The organism is Streptomyces sp. NPDC001787 (genome assembly GCF_040297465.1).
Lineage (GTDB): Bacteria > Actinomycetota > Actinomycetes > Streptomycetales > Streptomycetaceae > Streptomyces.
In genome coordinates this window covers 21,119-37,188 of sequence record NZ_JBEOZE010000004.1, presented here as the reverse complement: position 1 = coordinate 37,188, position 16,070 = coordinate 21,119, and the positions used below count along the sequence as shown (strand labels likewise).

Here is a 16,070-nt window from a genome sequence, read left to right as displayed (position 1 = left end):
CGAACCCCGGCTGCAGACGCCGGGCCCTGCTCGACGGCGCCGGGGTGGACAAGGCCGTGCTCGCCGCCGCGCTCGGCTCCCCCGCCCCGTTCGGCCAGTCCCAGTTCGCCTTCATGCGGGGCAACGCGTTCGAGGCGAAGGTCAAGGCCGACGGCGGTACGGAGCTGCTGCGCCTGCTGCACGAGCGGCTCGGGGGCGGCGGCGGGGCGCCGAGCGAGGTGCGGGTGCCCGATCTGACGGCGGCCGGGCCCGAGGGCCGGGCCGCACGCACCGCGCTCGCCCTGCGGGAGGCGACGGCGGCGGACGCCTGGACGCTGCTGGACCACCCGATGCTGGCCCTGGAGGTGGCGGGATCTCCCGCATATCTGGAGCCGGACGCGGTGGTGGTGCACCCCGACGGCCGGTGGACGGTCGTCGAGATCAAGTCCTTCCCCATGATCGACAGCTCCGCCGACGCGGCGAAGGTCGGCGCGGCGGCCCGCCAGTCCGCCGTCTATGTGCTGGCGCTGGAGCGGGTCGCGGCGGTGACCGAGGGCGCCGAGGTCGGGCACCGGGTGCTGCTGGTCTGCCCGAAGGACTTCTCCAACCTGCCGACCGCCTCGGTCGTGGACGTACGCAAGCAGCGCGCCGTCACCCGCCGCCAGCTGACCCGGCTGACCCGTATCGAGGACATCGCGGCGGCCCTGCCCGAGGGGACGACGTTCGACCCGGAGTGCTCACCGCGGGAGCTGGAGGCGGCGGTCGAATCGGTCGGCGCCGCGTACGCCCCGGAGTGCCTGGCGGCGTGCGAGCTGGCCTTCCACTGCCGGTCCAGGTCCCGGGCCGAGGGCGCGGTGGAGTCGCTGGGCCGCGGCGTGCGGGGCGAGCTCGGCGGGCTGACGACGGTGGCCGAGGTACTGGCCGCCGCGGCGGGCAGGAAGGGCGACCCGGCCGATCCGACGGTCGCCGCGCTGCGCAGGGCGGCGGCGCTGCGCGCGGAAGCCCTGGAGACGGCGGCGGCACGGACCGGAACACCGGGGAGCACCGCTCCGTACGCCGAGGCGCTGGAGGGCACGGCCGCATGTCGCTGATCAATACGCTGGCCCGGCTGGAGGCCGTGGAGAGCGGCCTCGCGCAGCCGATGGCCACCGTCCGCCACCGCCATCTCACCGCAGCGCCGCTGGTGCTGGTGCCGCTGACCACGGCCGGTGAGGCGGGCGCCCCGCTCGGGGCTCTCGTCGGGACGGACCGCGAGGCGCCCCGGCTGCTCGCGGTGGCCCAGCCGCGCGACCGCGATCTGCGGTTCGCGTTCCTCGCGGAGCTGGCGGAGGCCGTCCTGCCGCACATCGAGGGGTACGAGGACGTCGTCGAGCCCGCCGAGCGCAGCGAGGCCGATCCCGGGACCGGCAAGAAGGTCAAGGTCGAGGTCGAACTGTGCGCGGACGCGGCCCAGTTGATCGTTCCGAGCCGGGCGGGCATCGAGTTCGTCCGGCTGCTGGGGCGTTCGATGCGGTTCCGGCGGACCGCCGAGGACGACCCCGACACCCCCTACCCGGCGCCCGCACGGGTGCCCCTGCTCGGCCGCTGGCTGACGCACTACGGGGAGCGGGCCCGGGTGCCGGGCTCCTCGCTGCTGCTCGCCACCACGGATCTGCTGAACCGGCACTGGGCGACCGGGCAGAGCAGTCTGGAGGACCAGCACCTGGGCGCGCTGCTCGCCTGGATCGACCCGCCCGCGGGCGGGTCGGGCGCGGAGGCGGCGCTCCGTGCGGAGCTGGCGCGGGACCCGGGCGGCCAGTTGCTCTGCCCGCCCGCCGGGCCGGCCACCGACCCGGCGTTCGACAACCGGCTGCTGGCTCCCGCGATCGAGCGGTACGACCGGGCGCGCACCTCGCTGGCGGCGGCCGAGGACGGGCTCGCGGCGGATGCCCGGCTGGCCGGTCTGAGCGACGCCGAGCGGGAGATCCGTTCCCTGCTGGCCGGGGTGCTGCTGCCCACCTGGGACGCCGTGTGGCGAGGGCTCGATCTGCTGCGCGGGCTGCCGGAGGGGGCCAGGGCGCAGGAGCGGTGGACCCGGGACCGCTGGTCGTTCACCGGCCACCGGGACCGGGTGCGCTCCGGTGAGCCGCCGCAGCCGCGCCGGGACGACGCGGTGACGGCGGCGCGGAAGCTGGCCTCGCGGGAGACGGCCCAGGCGCAGCTGGACGCGCAGGAGGCGCTGGACGATCCGCTGGTGCTCGCCGGACGGCGGCTCTCCGGTGAGGCGTTCCTCGCGGAGGTGACGGAGGTGGAGATGACGTACACCGAGTCGAAGCGCCCCTCGCCGCGCCCCCTGGTCACGGTCCGTACGACCGAGCGCCCGCATCTGGGCGAGCGCACCAAGGTCTACCGCTCGTTGGACGGGAAGCCGCAGACCGCGGAGTTCGCGTGGTACGCCGCCGGGGACACGGCGGCGGACGGCACGGCCGGCACCGGCACCGGCACCGGCACCGGCACCACGGACAGCGGCGCCACGGACAGCGGCGCGGGCGTCGGAGCGGACGGGGCGGCGGACGGGACGGGCGAGATCCTGCTGGTGCTGCGCGTCCTGGACCGGATGGGGCGGGGCAGGGAACCGGCCCCCGGTTCGGTGCCGGAACCCGGCGACCGGATCGCCTGGACCCTGTTCGAGCACGATCAGCGCGGCGGCCCCGCGCTGCCGGACCCGGAGGAGACGCCGTGGACCCACGGCGGCCCACCGGGCGCGCCGGCCGGACACCCGGAGAATCCCGACCCCGTGACCTCGGAGGACCTGCTGTGAAGGCCGTGTTCGACCCGGGTGCCGAGGCGGCACGGGCGACCGACGCGATCCTCGGCGACACCCTGCGCGGAACCTCGCGCGGGATCGTCGTGGACTCACCGCCGGGCGCCGGGAAGTCGACCCTCGTGGTCCGCGCCGCGCTCGAACTGGCCGCCGCGGGACACCCGTTGATGGTGATCGCGCAGACCAACGCGCAGGTCGACGACCTGGTGGTGCGCCTCGCGGAGAAGGACCCGGAGCTGCCGGTGGGCCGCTTGCACAGCAGCGACTCCGATCCGTACGACAAGGTGCTCGACGGCCTGGCCAACGTCCGGAAGTCGGCGAAGGCGGCGGATCTGGCCGGGCTCGACATCGTCATCTCGACGGCCGCCAAGTGGGCGCATGTGAAGAACGTGGAGCCGTGGGGCCACGCGATCGTCGACGAGGCGTACCAGATGCGTTCGGACGCGCTGCTGGCCGTCGCCGGGCTCTTCGAGCGGGCGCTGTTCGTCGGCGACCCCGGCCAGCTGGACCCGTTCTCGATCGTCGGCGCTGACCAGTGGGCGGGGCTGAGCTACGACCCGTCGGCGAGCGCGGTCTCCACACTGCTGGCGCACAATCCGCAGCTGCCGCAGCACCGGCTGCCGGTGTCGTGGCGGCTCCCGGCGTCGGCCGCGCCGCTGGTCTCCGAAGCGTTCTACCCGTACACCCCGTTCCGCAGCGGTACGGGCCACGGGGACCGGCGGCTCTCCTTCGGTGTCGCGTCGGACGGATCGGGTCCGGACCGGGTTCTGGACGAGGCGGCGGAGTCGGGCTGGGCACTGCTGGAGCTTCCGGCCCGGCACACCCCGCGCACCGACCCGGAGGCGGTACGGGCGGTGGCCATGGTGGTGCGCCGGATGCTGGACCGGGGCGGCGTCGCGACGAGCGAGCGGTCCGCGGACCCCGTGCCGGTGACGGCCGACCGGGTAGCGGTCGGCACGGCGCACCGCGATCAGGCGGCGGCGGTCCGGGCGGCGCTCGCGGAGCTGGGTGTCACGGGCGTTGCGGTGGACACGGCGAACCGGCTCCAGGGCCGCGAGTTCGATGTGACCGTGGTCCTGCATCCGCTGTCGGGTCGCCCGGACGCGACCGCCTTCCATCTGGAGACGGGCCGCCTCTGCGTCCTGGCCTCGCGCCACCGGCACGCCTGTGTCGTGGTGTGCCGCGAGGGCGTGGCGGACCTGCTGGACGAGCACCCCTCGACGGAGCCGGTGCAGCTGGGGGTCACGGTGAAGTTCCCGGACGGCTGGGAGGCGAATCACGCGGTGCTGGCGCATCTGGCGGAGCACCGGGTCCGGTGGCGGCCCTGAGATCCGCCGACGACACCGGCGGTCGGTGGCGGCCCTGAAGGAGGTCCGTCCTTCCCGCCCCGGAGCGCGGAGCGGGAAGCACCCTTGCGCGGGGTTGGACAATGGAGGGTGGCCGTCCGGCCGCCCGAAGGAGGAACACCACATGGCACAGCCCGAGCGGAACGAGCCCCGGAGGCTGCGTCCCGCACCGCTGCTCTTCGAGCCGTCGGAGGCGGTCGCCGATCCCGAGCACTTCTTCGACCTGGAGTCGATGGAGGACCCGAAGGACCTGCTGGCCCGCGCGACGGAGCTGACGCACGCGTTCCGGGCGGCGACCGACCGGGCGGTCGAGTTCCAGGCGATAGCGGCGGCGCAGCTGGCGGACCCGCGCCGGTTCGACCGGCTGACGACGGCGGATGTCGCGGAACGCGCGCAGTGGACCGAGGACTACGCCAAGAAGATGATCGAGTTCGGCCGGTCCCTGCTCAACAACCCCCGACCCTGACCGCCCGCCGGCCCCTCCTCGGCGACACGGGTCCCGACCGCCCGCCGGCCCCTGCTCGGCGACCGGGGCCCCGACCACCCCGGCCCCTCCTCGGCGCCCCGCGGTCCCGGCCACGCCGCCGGTTCCGGGCCCGGCCACGCACGGACCCCGGGGCCCGACCGCCCGCGCGTCCCCGGGCCCGACCGCCCGACCGCCCGCGCGTCCGGCGGCGATACCGCCCGTGAGCCCCGGGCCCAGGCCTTCCTCGGTCACTCCAGGTATGACCTCTGGCATATGCCGTCGGGCAAGATACCCCTTCGCCTTCCGCCCTGTCCCGGTTTTCGCAACTCTCGGAATCGATCCGGTCACTCCCGGTAGACCTGTCTCCATGAGCGCATGGCTGCAAGACGAAACGACCCGGCAGGCCGGTGCCGCCGCGCACCACGGCGTCGACATCTTCGCCCTGCTGCGGGACCACGCCGCCCATCAGACCGCTCAGATCACCGCGGCCGGTGCCGCGTGGCTGGCCGGGGCCACGTCCTATCCGCGCAGCACGCTGTCGCAGTGGGAGGCTCGTCCCGGTGCGCCGGGCGTGCTGCCGTGCGGCTCCGCGTTCGACGTGGTGAATGTGCCGGCCCTCTTCGGCCGCCGGATGCTGGAGCGGCTCTGGGCCGAGGGTCCGGGCTCGGGCCCGGTCGCCACGCACCGCGGCCGGATGCTGCTGTTCGCGGCCCCCGGCACCGCCCAGCGGCTGCCCTCGCTGCTGGCCTGGGAGGGGTGGGGCGGCGCCGCCTCCGAGGGCCCGGAACGGCACCCGGAGGGGCGCCCGGGACAGGAGCACGCGACGGAGCGGGCCGTGCCTCCGCTGCTCTGCCACGGCACCGGCGACGCGGTGACGGTCCCGCCCCTGACCTGCGCTCCCCATAGTTCCGGACCCCGCTGGGTGGTCGCCCCGGACACCCGTAACCCGTGGCTCCCCGGGCCCGACGTCATGCTCTGGGCATGCGTACGGGTGGGGAGGTCGGCACCGCTCGCGGCCACCGGTAATCCGATTTTTCCTCCGGCCGATCCGGATGCTAATGTCTACGACGTCAGCAGGCGCCGTTAGCTCAGTTGGTTAGAGCAGCTGACTCTTAATCAGCGGGTCCGGGGTTCGAGTCCCTGACGGCGCACAGACAGAAGAAGCCCCTCGCGCGAGCGGGGGGCTTCTTCGTGTCAGGTGCCGGTGGTGACCCGGACCGTCCAGGAACCCGACGGGGTACGGTCGGCGACCTCGACCCTGGTCCGCTCGCCGGGCACGGTGAAGGTCTCGCCGACCCCGAGCGGGGCGTCGGCGAGCGGCGGGTAGACCGACCGGTCCCAGCAGGACTGGGTGTCCGGGTGGGTGTCGATCACCTCGACGGGACCGCCGCCGGACGGCGTGCCGTTGCGGATCCGGTAGATCAGGACGCCCTCCGAGCAGGTCGTCCGGTCGTTGCCGGTGGCGCTGCGGGCCTCGATGGCCAGAGCGCTGTCCTCGCCCGTCCTGACGACGGCGAGCCGGGTCCCGATGGACCCGCCAGGGACGGGGGCGGTGGAGACGGGCTCCAGGGTGAGATCGGCCTCGCCCTGGACGCAGACCACCTGGCGGCCGTCGAGCCAGCCGAGCTTCCACTTGTGCCAGCCGAACAGGTCCGGTGCCAGTCCGAACTGGCTGCCCATGACATCCCAGTCACCGACGTACGTGTCCCAGTCGCCCTTGCCGTCCGTGGGCCGGTGGTAGAGGTCGGCCAGGTCGAAGACATGCCCGGTCTCGTGCGCGAGAACGTTGCGGTCCGGCGGATGCTGCTCGAAGACGGTGACGACGCGCCTGATGTCCGTGCCGTCGGCGCGCAGCGGACGATCGAAGTTGACGACCTTGGTGGCGTCGGAGTCGACACCGGGGGCGTCCGGGTCGGCGACGAGATAGACGATGTCGTACAGGGAGAAGTCGACCTCGCCGTCGGCCGCTTCGATCGCGTCGCGCAGATAGGCGGTGCGCCGCCCCGAGTCCCAGTCGCGCTCTATGCCGTACCAGCCGGCCGGGTGCGGCATCCGTGTCCAGCGCTGCCGGGGGTGCGGGCGCAGGGTGAACTTTCCGTAGCTGGCGCGCTGGAAGAAGCGGGTGGTCGCGGGGAAGTAGTCGGCGCTCAGCACGTCCGGGGCGAGGGCCGGCTCGGAACCCGGGAACGAGAGGAAGACCATGACCGCGTCGAGCGTGCGGTCGGGTCGGGGGTAGGAGCCGTTCCAGTTGTCCAGCCCCAGCGAGTGGTGCGCGGCGGTACGGGGCAGGGCGCACGGGCCCGCGTCACCCGTGGCGGCCACGGCGGGGCCCGCGACGAGGGACATGGCGGCGAGCGCCGCGAGGGAGGTCAGAGCAGCCGCCACACCGCGCAGACTCGGCCTTTCCACTCCCCCGGCTCCGTGCTGACGCGGCACATCTACCTCCGGGTGGTGAAAAGCGGAACACCTCAACCACCCTGTGACGGTTCGGGACGATACGCCCTGTTGAGCTGCCCCACACGGGTCAGAGGACACCCCCTCCGGCGATCCCGCCGCCAAACCCTCCGCCGACCTTCACGGAAAGTCACGACCGCTCCTCGCAGCCCCCCGTGAATCGACAGACCCGCACAGAAACAATCAGCAGCGGGCAAACCGGGGCGACGCCGGACGGCGCAGTGCGGTACATCCACCGGGTTCGCCACGCTGGCCGGGCTGGAACGGCCGCCACGCCACCCTCTATGCTTCACCACGCTTTCCCGCGTGGTTCCCGCCCCCACCCAGGCGCTCCACCCGGCGGCCTGTCCGACCCCACCTGTTCACGACAATCTTCACAGCGGGAGCGAGCGGTGAGCGGTACCTCCGAAGGGCCGAGGCCCCCGGCAGGCGGAAGCTCCGGCTCCGCCCCCTCTCCGGTCACGGAACGTCACGCGACGGGACCCACGGCCTCCGAGCTGCGCGACTACCGAGCCGCCTTCCGGGTCACCACCCTCCCCATGGCCGTCGTCGACGCGCAGGGCCTGATCGTCCGCGCCAACGACTCGCTCGGCGGGCTGCTGGGCACCGACCCCGCGGCCCTCGCCGCACAGCCCGCGTCCGACCTGGTCGACTTCGCGTCGGACGGCCGCGCCTGGCACGCGTACCGCGAGGTGCTGCACGGACGGCGCTCCCGGTTCCACTGCACCCGCCGGCTCAAGCATCCCGACGGGCACTCCCTGTGGGCCGAGATCACCGTCGTACCGATGACCGGCCCCACCGACGCCTGCCCCGCCCCGGACACCACCGACGCCTGTCCCGCCCCGGACACCGCGGGCGGCGGTTCCGCGCCCGGCCGGGTGCTGCTCTCGGTCGCGGACATCAGCGACCGGCACGAGCTCCAGATGCGACTGCGCCACCTCCAGATGCACGACCCGGTGACCCGGCTGCCGAACCGGACGCTGTTCTTCGAGCGGCTGTCCACGGCGCTGGAGACCCCGCCGTACCAGGACGACACGATGGTGCCCCGGCACGGCCGTATCGGACTCTGCTATCTGGACCTGGACGGGTTCAAGGCGGTCAACGACACCCTGGGGCACCGCATAGGCGACCGGCTGCTGGCGGCCGTCGCCGGGCGGCTGACCGACTGTGCCGGAAGCGGGTCCCCGCACCGCGGCGGCAGCCACCTGGTGGCTCGCCTGGGCGGCGACGAGTTCGCGATCCTGGTCGAGGACTCCGCGGGCACGGAGCAGCTCACCGAGCTGGCCCGTACGCTCCTCACCGCGATCCAGCGGCCCTTCGACCTGGCCGGGCAGCGGCTCTCGGTCTCCGCGTCGATCGGGGTGGTGGAACGTGCCGTGGCGGGCACCTCGCCCACCGGTCTGATGCAGGCCGCCGACACCACGCTGTACTGGGCGAAGGCGGACGGCAAGGCGCGCTGGACCCTCTTCGACCCCGAACGCAACGCCCACCGCATGACCCGCCAGGCGCTCGCCTCGACGCTCCGGCCCGCCGTGGAGCGCGGTGAGTTCACGCTGGAGTACCAGCCGCTGGTCGGCATGACCGACGGCGTCGTGCACGGGGTGGAGGCCCTGGTGCGGTGGCATCACCCGCAGTTCGGGGTACTGGCGCCGAACCGGTTCATCGCCATCGCCGAGGAGGACGGCTCGATCGTCCAGCTGGGCCGGTGGGTGCTGCGCACCGCGTGCCGGCAGGCGCGGCGCTGGCAGCTGGACCACCCGGACCAGCCGCCGCTGTTCATCAGCGTCAATGTCGCCGTGCGGCAGGTCTGGGACTCCGACCTGGTCGCCGACGTGGCGGAGATCCTGGCCGAGACCGGGCTGGAGCCGGGGCTGCTGCAGCTGGAGCTGACCGAGTCCGCGGTGATGGGTTCGGCCGGCCAACCGCTGCGGGCGCTCCAGGAGCTGAGCGACATGGGCGTACGGATCGCCATCGACGACTTCGGCACCGGCTACTCGAACCTGGCCTATCTGAGCCGGCTGCCCGTCTCCGTACTGAAGCTGGACGGCTCCTTCGTCCGGGGCTTCCGTTACGACGACGGCTCCCACCCCAGCCCCGCCGACGAGACGATCGTCGAGGCGATGGTGCAGCTGGCGCACCGGCTGGGGCTGACGGTCACCGCGGAGTGCGTGGAGACGGCGGGACAGGCGGAACGGCTGCGGAGGATCGGCTGCGACACGGGGCAGGGGTGGCTGTACTCACGGGCGGTGTCGCCGGAGCTGATCGCCGGGCTGATCCGCACGCGGCCCGTGCCGTGAGCCCGTGAGCCCCGTGAGCCCCGTGAGCCCCGGGAAGGCCGGACGGGCGCTCACCGGGGCCCACTCGGGCGGCCGGGTCAGGAAGGCAGTCCGTACGCGTCCGCGATCAGGTCGTAGCTGCGCAGCCGCGCCTCGCCGCCATGGGCGTTGGCGGTGATCATCAGCTCGTCGGCGCCGGTGCGCTCGGCCAGGGCGTCGAGGCCCGCGCGGACCTCGTCCGCGGTGCCGTGGATGACATTGGCGAGCCAGCTGTCGACGAACTCCCGCTCCATGGGGCTGAAGGCGTACGCCTCCGCCTCCTCGGGGCTCGGGACCAGCCCCGGGCGGCCGGTGCGCAGGCGGACCATCGACAGGGCGCCGGTGAGCACCTGGCGGCGGGCCTCGCGCTCCTCGTCGGCGGCCAGGGCCGAGACACCGATCAGGGCGTACGGGGCGTCGAGCACGGCGGAGGGCTTGAAGGACTCCCGGTAGAGGTCCAGGGCCGGAACGGTGTTCTGGGCCGAGAAGTGGTGGGCGAAGGCGAACGGCAGGCCGAGGACACCGGCCAGCCGGGCGCTGAAGCCGGAGGAGCCCAGCAGCCAGACGGGCGGCCGGGCCGGGGACTGCACCCCGCCGGGCGCGGTCGCCTGGACCGGGCCGGGTACGGCGTGGATCCGGGCGTAGGGGTGGCCGTCGGGGAAGTCGTCGTCCAGGAACCGGATCAGCTCGGCGAGCTGCTGCGGGAAGTCGTCGGCACCCTCGCCCGGCCGGTCGGTGCGGCGCAGCGCGGCGGCGGTCGCGCCGTCCGTGCCGGGGGCGCGGCCCAGGCCCAGGTCGATGCGGCCGGGAGCCATGGCCTCCAGCGTGCCGAACTGCTCGGCGATGACCAGCGGGGCGTGGTTGGGCAGCATCACTCCGCCGGAGCCGAGCCGGATGCGCTCGGTGCGGGCGGCGAGGTGCGCCAGGATCACGGCCGGGGAGGACGAGGCGACCCCGGGCATGGAGTGGTGCTCGGCGACCCAGAAGCGGTGGAAGCCGCGGCGTTCGGTCAGCTGGGCGATGTCCACGCTGGTGCGCAGTGCCTGGGTCGCGGTGCGGCCCTGCCCCACGGTCACCAGGTCGAGCACGGACAGGGGCACGGAAGCCGTTCCGCCTGCGGTGCCGCGAATCTCGTCGCCTCGGATCTCGTCCACGTGTCGGCCTCTCCCGGTGGTGCTGTCGCGTATCGGAAGAAACAAACAGGAGGATGACTCCGTTTATTCCCGGGGCGTGCCCGCTACTCCCTGACCTCGATCCCCCTGGTGTCCCAGGTCCCCGGCGGCGGCACGCGGGTGGCGAAGAGCGTGCCGAGCTTCGGTGACCAGGCCCGGCGGTCCGCCAGCCGCAGCCCCTCCCAGACCGTCACCTGGTTCGCCGTGAGGACCGGCTTGCCGAGAAGTTCCTCCAGTTCGGGGATGTACGCGGCGGTGTGCAGGGCCGTGTCCGGGAGCAGCACCGCCTCCGCGTCGGGGTGGTCCCCGCCGACGGCCAGTTCCCTCAGCAGCTCCACATCCCAGGTGCCGGCCTCCCGCGCCGTGATGATGCCGCTGCCCCGGGTGGCGACCACCTCGATGTCCCCGGCCTTCAGGAAACCGGCGAAGAGCCCGGCGATCTCCTCCGGGTAGGTCGCGGCCACCGCGACCCGCCGGGCGCCCAGCTCCCGTACCGCGTGGACGAAGGCGAAGGAGGTGCTGGACGCCGGCATGCCCGCGGCACGGGCGAGGGTGGCGATCTGTTCATGGGCGCCGTCCCAGCCGTACACGAAGCTTCCGCCGGTACAGGTCCAGACGAGCGCTTCGGCGCCCGCCAGCCGCAGCTCCTCCACCCCGGCGGCGAGCAGGTCGGGGGCGCCCATCGCGCGCAGCTCGTCGACGCGCCGGGCGTCCTCGCCGGTCTCGGTGTGGAACAGCGGGAGTCTGATGTCGCTGTCGAGCATGATCTCGATCCGCGGGAAGTCGTCCTCGGCGGAGTGGCCCGGGTAGAGAAGTCCAACGGTCGTCATGTCCACCCTTCCTTTTCGTCCGGTCCTGCGTGTCCGGCGCCGGAGGCGGGGCGAGCGGTCGCCCGAGCGGCGTGTCCCACTGCTGCCCCGGCCCCTTCCCAGTATTCCCCCAGCGGGCGCATCCCTCTCGGCGCCTGCCGGGCGCCGCGGACGGCGGTAGGTTGGGTGGCGAGCGTGGTCGATCCGTGCGTCCCCGACGTTGCGAAGTGGTGACTCACCGATGCCAGGACCCGTCCTTCTCGTCCTCGACTCCGATCCGTCGCCGCGCCTGGGCAGGCTGACCGGCCGGGTCGTGGTGCGGTACGCGAACGAGGAGAACCTGACCGAACGGCTTCCCCTCGCGGACGTCCTGCTGGTCTGGGACGCCGCCTCCGACGCGGTCCGTGCGGCCTGGCCCGGCGCGGGGCCGCGGCCGGGGTGGGTGCATACGGCGAGCGCGGGCGTGGACCGGCTGCTCTGCCCGGAACTGACCGCCTCCGGCACTGTGGTCACCAACGCGCGGGGCGTCTTCGAGCGGCCGGTGGCCGAGTACGCGGCGGCCCTGGTGCTCGCCTTCGCCAAGGACCTCCCCGGCACGCTGGAGCACCAGCGCCGGCGGCTGCGGCACCGGCGGGAGGGGCGGCAGGCCGCCGGGTCGCGGGCGGTGGTCGTCGGCGCCGGGCCGATCGGGCGGGAGATCACCAGGCTGCTGCACGGTCTCGGCGTCCAGGTCGCGCTGGTGGCCCGTACCGCGCGGCGCACCATCCACGGCGTCGGGGATCTGGACCGGCTGGCCGCCCGTGCCGACTGGGTGATCTGCGCGGCGCCCCTGACCGGGGCGACGCGCGGAATGTTCGACGCGCGCTTCTTCGGGCTGATGCAGCCCTCGGCGCACTTCATCAACGTGGGGCGCGGCCCGATGGTCGTGGAGAGCGAACTGGTGGACGCGTTGCGCAGACGGTGGATCGCGGGAGCGGCGCTGAATGTGTTCCAGGACGAGGAGCCGGGGCCGGACAGTGGGCTGTGGGACGTGCCGGGGCTGCTCCTGTCACCGCATCTGAGCGGGGACACGGCGGGCTGGCAGGACCGGCTGGGTGAGCAGTTCGTGCGGATGTACGAACTATGGGCGGCCGGGGAGCCGTTGCCGAACGTGGTGGACAAGCGGCTCGGTTACGTCCCCTCCACGGACCTGCCGACCGGCCCGACGGCGGACCCCTCCACCGGCCTTTCCACCGGCCTTTCCACGGAGCCGCCCCCGGACCCGCCGACCGATCCGGCCACCGACCCGCCGACCGATCCGCCCCAGGATTCGTCCGCCTCGCGGAATGACGGGCAGTCATGACCCCCCTCCTCCAGGGGGATACGCACCGCACACCTCCCGTAGCACTCCGCCCGCATTGAGGCACGGGAAGGTCACCCTCCGGCCACTTTTCGGTTACATGCCGCCGCTTCCTGCATAGACGTACGGGATCGGGCAGGCGTTCACCCTGTCCGGACTGTTCGACCCCTCCAGGAGATTGCGAACCATGGCCGACTTCCCGAATCTTTCCCGTCGCGGTTTCCTCAACAGAACGGCGGCCGTGGGCGGAGCGCTCGTCGTTCCCGGTCTGCTCGCCGCGTGCAGCAAGACCGACGCCGGTGCCGCGAGCGGCGAAGGCGCACTCGACAAGCTCCGCAAGCAGGGCTTCGTACGGGTCGCGTACGCCAACGAGGCCCCGTACGGCTATCTGGAGGGCAAGGAGCTCAAGGGCGAGGCGCCCACCCTGCACCGGGAGATCTTCAAGGCGCTCGGCGTCGACGAGCTGAAGCCCACCCTCTCCGAGTGGGACGGCCTGATACCCGGACTCCAGGCCGGGAAGTACGACGTGGTCAGCGCGGGCATGGCGATCACCCCCGAGCGGTGCGCCAACGCCATCTTCTCCGAACCGGAGTTCATCTCGCCGACCGCGCTGATGATCAGGAAGGGCAACCCGAAGAAGATCACCGACCTGGCCTCGGTGAAGGCCGCCGGAATCACCGTCGGAGTGATGTCGGGCGCGGTCGAGGGCTCGTACGCCAAGGGAGCGGGCATCCCCGAGGGCAGGATCAAGACGTTCCAGAAGCCGCAGGACGGCGCGGACGCGGTCAAGGGCGGCCGGATCGACGCCTTCCTGCTGACCGGCATCTCCCTGCGCCGGCTGGCGAAGACCAACCCCACCACCGAGGTCACCGAGGCCTTCGTCCCGGAGCTGAACGGCAAGCAGCAGTTCTCGCCGGGCGGCGCGGTGTTCCGGCAGGGCAACGAGGACCTGCGGGACGCCTTCAACCGCGAGCTGAAGAAGATCGTCTCGGACCGGTCCCGCTATGTGAGCCTGCTGACGGAGTACGGGTTCGGGGCGGCCGAGATCCCGCCGGCCACGCTGAAGACCGCCGATCTGTGCAAGGGCTGACGGGGCGGTCCCATACGCATGAGTGACTTCTTCTCCACTCTCGTCGATGAGTTCCCCCAGGTCCGCGCCGGTCTGTGGGTGACCCTCCAGGCCACCGTCCTGGGCGCCCTGCTGGCGCTCGCCCTGTCGTTCCTGCTGGGCCTGATGGCGGGCAGCCGGCTCCTCCTGGTACGCGGGGCCTCCCGGGTCGTCGTGGAGTTCTTCCGCGGCACCTCGCTCTACATCCAGCTGTTCTGGCTCTACTACGCGATGCCGCCGCTGACCGGCTACGAACTGACGCCGCTGCTCTGCGGGGTCGTCGCCTTCGGCCTCAACTACGGGGCGTACGGCGCCGAGATCGTGCGCGGCGCCGTCAACTCCGTACCGCGCGGGCAGTACGAGGCGGCGCTCGCGCTCAACCTCAGCCCCGCCCGGCGGATGCGGAAGGTGATCCTGCCGCAGGCCTGGGTGCAGATGATCCCGTCCTTCACCAATCTGCTGATCCAGCTGCTGAAGTGCACCCCCCTGCTGTGGCTGATCTCCGCGGCCGACCTGATGACCGTCATCCAGCAGCTGCGCGACCGCACCGGTGAGACCCTCACCGCGTATCTGACGCTGCTGGCCGTCTACTTCGTACTGGCCTACGCCCTGACGCTGCTGATGAACCTGCTGGAGCGGACCGCCAAGCGGCGGCTCGGCCTGGCCACCGGCGCGGGCAGCCTGTTCAGGAGCCGCAGCGCGGCCACCACCACCGTCGGAGGTATCCGGTGAACGGCTTCGACTGGAATGCCGCCGGGGAGGTCCTGCCCCTGCTCCTCGAAGGGTTCGAGGTCACCCTGCTCGCGACCGTGCTGGGCACCCTCGTCGCGGCGGTCCTGGGGCTGGCCGTCGCGGTGGCCGGACGGGCGCCGAGCAGGCTCGTGACGGTCCCGGTGCGGGTCGCCATGGAGTTCGTCCGCTCCACCCCGCTGCTCGTCCAGCTGGTGGGCGCGGCGGCCCTGTTCACCTCGGTGGAACCGCTGACCATCGGCATCGTGGTGCTGGGCGTCCACTACGCCGCGTACACCTCCGAGGTGTACCGGGCCGGGATCGACGGCGTACCGAAGGGCCAGTGGGAGGCCTGCCGCGCGCTGTCGCTGCCGCCCCGCCGGACCTGGCAGGCCGTGATCCTGCCGCAGGCGGTGCGCAATGTGCTGCCCGCCCTCGGGAACTACGCGATCTCGATGTTCAAGGAGACCCCGTTCCTCGCCGTGATCACCGTGCACGAGATGGTCTTCGAGGCCCGGCAGTACGGGGCCGAGAACTTCGGGTACTACACCGAGGCGTTCACGCTCGCCGGCCTGATCTTCCTGGTCGCGAGCTACCCCACGTCGCTGTTGATGAGAAAGCTGGAGAAGCGCCTTGGCCACTGAACCCCTCCCCCTGCAGAAGACCGCGGCCACGGCCCCCGACAACGCGGTCACGGTCGCGGACAACGCGGCCACCGTGCCCGGCGACGCGGCCCCGGTGGTCCCGGACGCCACCCATCCGCTGGTCCGCTTCGACGGTGTCGTGAAGCGGTACGGCGACCATGTGGTCCTGGACCACCTGGACTTCACCGTGCGGCGCGGCGAGCACGTCACGTTGATCGGTCCCAGCGGCTCCGGCAAGACGACGATCCTGCGGCTGCTGATGACGCTGGAGAAGGTCAGCGACGGGGTGATCTGGGTGAACGGCTCCCCGCTGTCGCACGTCCGCGCCCCGGACGGATCGCTGAAGCCGGCCGGTGAGAAGCAGCTGCGCGAGTCCCGGAAGAAGATCGGGATGGTCTTCCAGCAGTTCAACCTCTTCCCGAACATGAAGGTGCTCCAGAACATCACCGAGGCGCCCATCAGCGTGCTCGGCAAGGACCGCGACGAGGCGGAGGCCCGCGCCCGTGAGCTGCTCGACCTGGTCGGGCTCTCCGGCAAGGTCGACGCGCACCCCTCCCAGCTCTCCGGCGGCCAGCAGCAGCGGGTGGCCATCGCGCGGGCGCTGGCGATGGAGCCGGAGATCCTGCTGCTCGACGAGGTGACCTCGGCGCTCGACCCGGAACTGGTGGCGGGGGTGCTGGACCTGCTGGGCGACATCGCCAGGAACACCGACATCACGATGCTCTGTGTGACCCACGAGATGAACTTCGCCCGTGATGTCTCGGAGAAGGTGCTGATGTTCGACGCGGGCCGGGTGGTGGAGGCCGGCACGCCGGAAAAAATCTTTACCGATCCGGAGCACGAACGTACGCGCGAGTTCCTCAACGCGGTGCTGTGACCTCGCGCTTGAGGCCACGCCCATGACCG

General features: G+C 72.6%; 14 protein-coding genes and 1 tRNA gene. 12 read left to right on the top strand and 3 right to left on the bottom strand.

Annotated elements, in window-relative coordinates:
- Window positions 1-44 precede the first annotated feature (44 nt).
- The 6 genes from ABT170_RS07110 (at window position 45) to ABT170_RS07085 (ending at window position 5,745) form a co-directional block, all read left to right on the top strand.
- Window positions 45-1,070 (top strand): hypothetical protein, encoded by a 1,026-nt coding sequence (locus ABT170_RS07110; RefSeq protein ID WP_443034323.1) that lies wholly within the window; start codon window positions 45-47, stop codon window positions 1,068-1,070.
- Window positions 1,061-2,779 carry a hypothetical protein gene (locus ABT170_RS07105; RefSeq protein WP_351864754.1) on the top strand — a complete coding sequence of 573 codons (1,719 nt, stop codon included), beginning with the start codon at window positions 1,061-1,063 and terminating at the stop codon, window positions 2,777-2,779. The genes ABT170_RS07110 and ABT170_RS07105 overlap by 10 nt, the downstream gene beginning before the upstream one ends.
- Window positions 2,776-4,110 carry an AAA domain-containing protein gene (locus ABT170_RS07100; protein ID WP_329944331.1) on the top strand — a complete coding sequence of 445 codons (1,335 nt, stop codon included), beginning with the start codon at window positions 2,776-2,778 and terminating at the stop codon, window positions 4,108-4,110. The genes ABT170_RS07105 and ABT170_RS07100 overlap by 4 nt, the downstream gene beginning before the upstream one ends.
- A gap of 142 nt (window positions 4,111-4,252) precedes the next feature.
- Entirely contained in the window at window positions 4,253-4,594 is a 342-nt protein-coding gene (locus ABT170_RS07095) for a DUF8844 domain-containing protein (RefSeq protein WP_329944330.1), read from the top strand.
- Between the two features lie 367 nt (window positions 4,595-4,961).
- The gene (locus tag ABT170_RS07090; RefSeq protein WP_351864750.1) at window positions 4,962-5,681 is read left to right on the top strand and encodes a bifunctional DNA primase/polymerase; all 720 of its coding nucleotides are present in this window, start codon (window positions 4,962-4,964) and stop codon (window positions 5,679-5,681) included.
- Window positions 5,672-5,745 (top strand) — tRNA-Lys (locus ABT170_RS07085). Before ABT170_RS07090 ends, ABT170_RS07085 begins: the two co-directional genes overlap by 10 nt.
- A gap of 43 nt (window positions 5,746-5,788) precedes the next feature.
- On the opposite strand, the gene ABT170_RS07080 is transcribed toward ABT170_RS07085, so the two are convergent.
- A complete protein-coding gene (locus ABT170_RS07080; protein ID WP_351864747.1) occupies window positions 5,789-7,030 on the bottom strand; it encodes a M6 family metalloprotease domain-containing protein in 1,242 nt (413 codons plus the stop codon).
- Between the two features lie 410 nt (window positions 7,031-7,440).
- On the opposite strand from ABT170_RS07080, the gene ABT170_RS07075 reads away from it, so the two are divergent.
- Window positions 7,441-9,345: a putative bifunctional diguanylate cyclase/phosphodiesterase gene (locus ABT170_RS07075; protein WP_351864744.1), complete on the top strand. Its 1,905-nt coding sequence runs from the start codon at window positions 7,441-7,443 to the stop codon at window positions 9,343-9,345.
- Window positions 9,346-9,422: 77 nt separating this feature from the next.
- Here the strand turns inward: ABT170_RS07075 and ABT170_RS07070 are convergent, their stop codons facing one another.
- Window positions 9,423-10,517 carry an LLM class flavin-dependent oxidoreductase gene (locus ABT170_RS07070; RefSeq protein WP_329944326.1) on the bottom strand — a complete coding sequence of 365 codons (1,095 nt, stop codon included), beginning with the start codon at window positions 10,515-10,517 and terminating at the stop codon, window positions 9,423-9,425.
- A gap of 83 nt (window positions 10,518-10,600) precedes the next feature.
- Window positions 10,601-11,365 (bottom strand): maleate cis-trans isomerase family protein, encoded by a 765-nt coding sequence (locus ABT170_RS07065; RefSeq protein WP_351864741.1) that lies wholly within the window; start codon window positions 11,363-11,365, stop codon window positions 10,601-10,603.
- Window positions 11,366-11,585: 220 nt separating this feature from the next.
- On the opposite strand from ABT170_RS07065, the gene ABT170_RS07060 reads away from it, so the two are divergent.
- From ABT170_RS07060 to ehuA, 5 genes are all read left to right on the top strand, one after another.
- Window positions 11,586-12,686 (top strand): D-2-hydroxyacid dehydrogenase, encoded by a 1,101-nt coding sequence (locus ABT170_RS07060; protein ID WP_351864739.1) that lies wholly within the window; start codon window positions 11,586-11,588, stop codon window positions 12,684-12,686.
- A gap of 184 nt (window positions 12,687-12,870) precedes the next feature.
- On the top strand, window positions 12,871-13,773 hold the full coding sequence (gene ehuB / locus ABT170_RS07055) for an ectoine/hydroxyectoine ABC transporter substrate-binding protein EhuB (RefSeq protein ID WP_351864736.1): 903 nt from the start codon (window positions 12,871-12,873) through the stop codon (window positions 13,771-13,773).
- An 18-nt stretch (window positions 13,774-13,791) separates the two neighbouring features.
- Window positions 13,792-14,523, top strand: a complete 732-nt coding sequence (ehuC, locus tag ABT170_RS07050; protein ID WP_329944322.1) for an ectoine/hydroxyectoine ABC transporter permease subunit EhuC — start codon at window positions 13,792-13,794, stop codon at window positions 14,521-14,523.
- The gene (gene ehuD, locus ABT170_RS07045; RefSeq protein ID WP_351864733.1) at window positions 14,520-15,164 is read left to right on the top strand and encodes an ectoine/hydroxyectoine ABC transporter permease subunit EhuD; all 645 of its coding nucleotides are present in this window, start codon (window positions 14,520-14,522) and stop codon (window positions 15,162-15,164) included. Before ehuC ends, ehuD begins: the two co-directional genes overlap by 4 nt.
- The gene (ehuA, locus tag ABT170_RS07040) at window positions 15,154-16,041 is read left to right on the top strand and encodes an ectoine/hydroxyectoine ABC transporter ATP-binding protein EhuA (protein ID WP_329944320.1); all 888 of its coding nucleotides are present in this window, start codon (window positions 15,154-15,156) and stop codon (window positions 16,039-16,041) included. Before ehuD ends, ehuA begins: the two co-directional genes overlap by 11 nt.
- The last annotated feature ends 29 nt before the right edge of the window (window positions 16,042-16,070 follow it).

Bases quoted from the DNA above. Each gene is read 5' to 3' on its own strand.
- ABT170_RS07105 (WP_351864754.1), top strand. From the start codon at position 1,061: ATGTCGCTGATCAATACGCTGGCCCGGCTGGAGGCCGTGGAGAGCGGC.
- ABT170_RS07095 (WP_329944330.1), top strand. From the start codon at position 4,253: ATGGCACAGCCCGAGCGGAACGAGCCCCGGAGGCTGCGTCCCGCACCG.
- ABT170_RS07090 (WP_351864750.1), top strand. From the start codon at position 4,962: ATGAGCGCATGGCTGCAAGACGAAACGACCCGGCAGGCCGGTGCCGCC.
- ABT170_RS07065 (WP_351864741.1), bottom strand. From the start codon at position 11,365: ATGACGACCGTTGGACTTCTCTACCCGGGCCACTCCGCCGAGGACGAC.
- ABT170_RS07060 (WP_351864739.1), top strand. From the start codon at position 11,586: ATGCCAGGACCCGTCCTTCTCGTCCTCGACTCCGATCCGTCGCCGCGC.
- ehuB (WP_351864736.1), top strand. From the start codon at position 12,871: ATGGCCGACTTCCCGAATCTTTCCCGTCGCGGTTTCCTCAACAGAACG.
- ehuC (WP_329944322.1), top strand. From the start codon at position 13,792: ATGAGTGACTTCTTCTCCACTCTCGTCGATGAGTTCCCCCAGGTCCGC.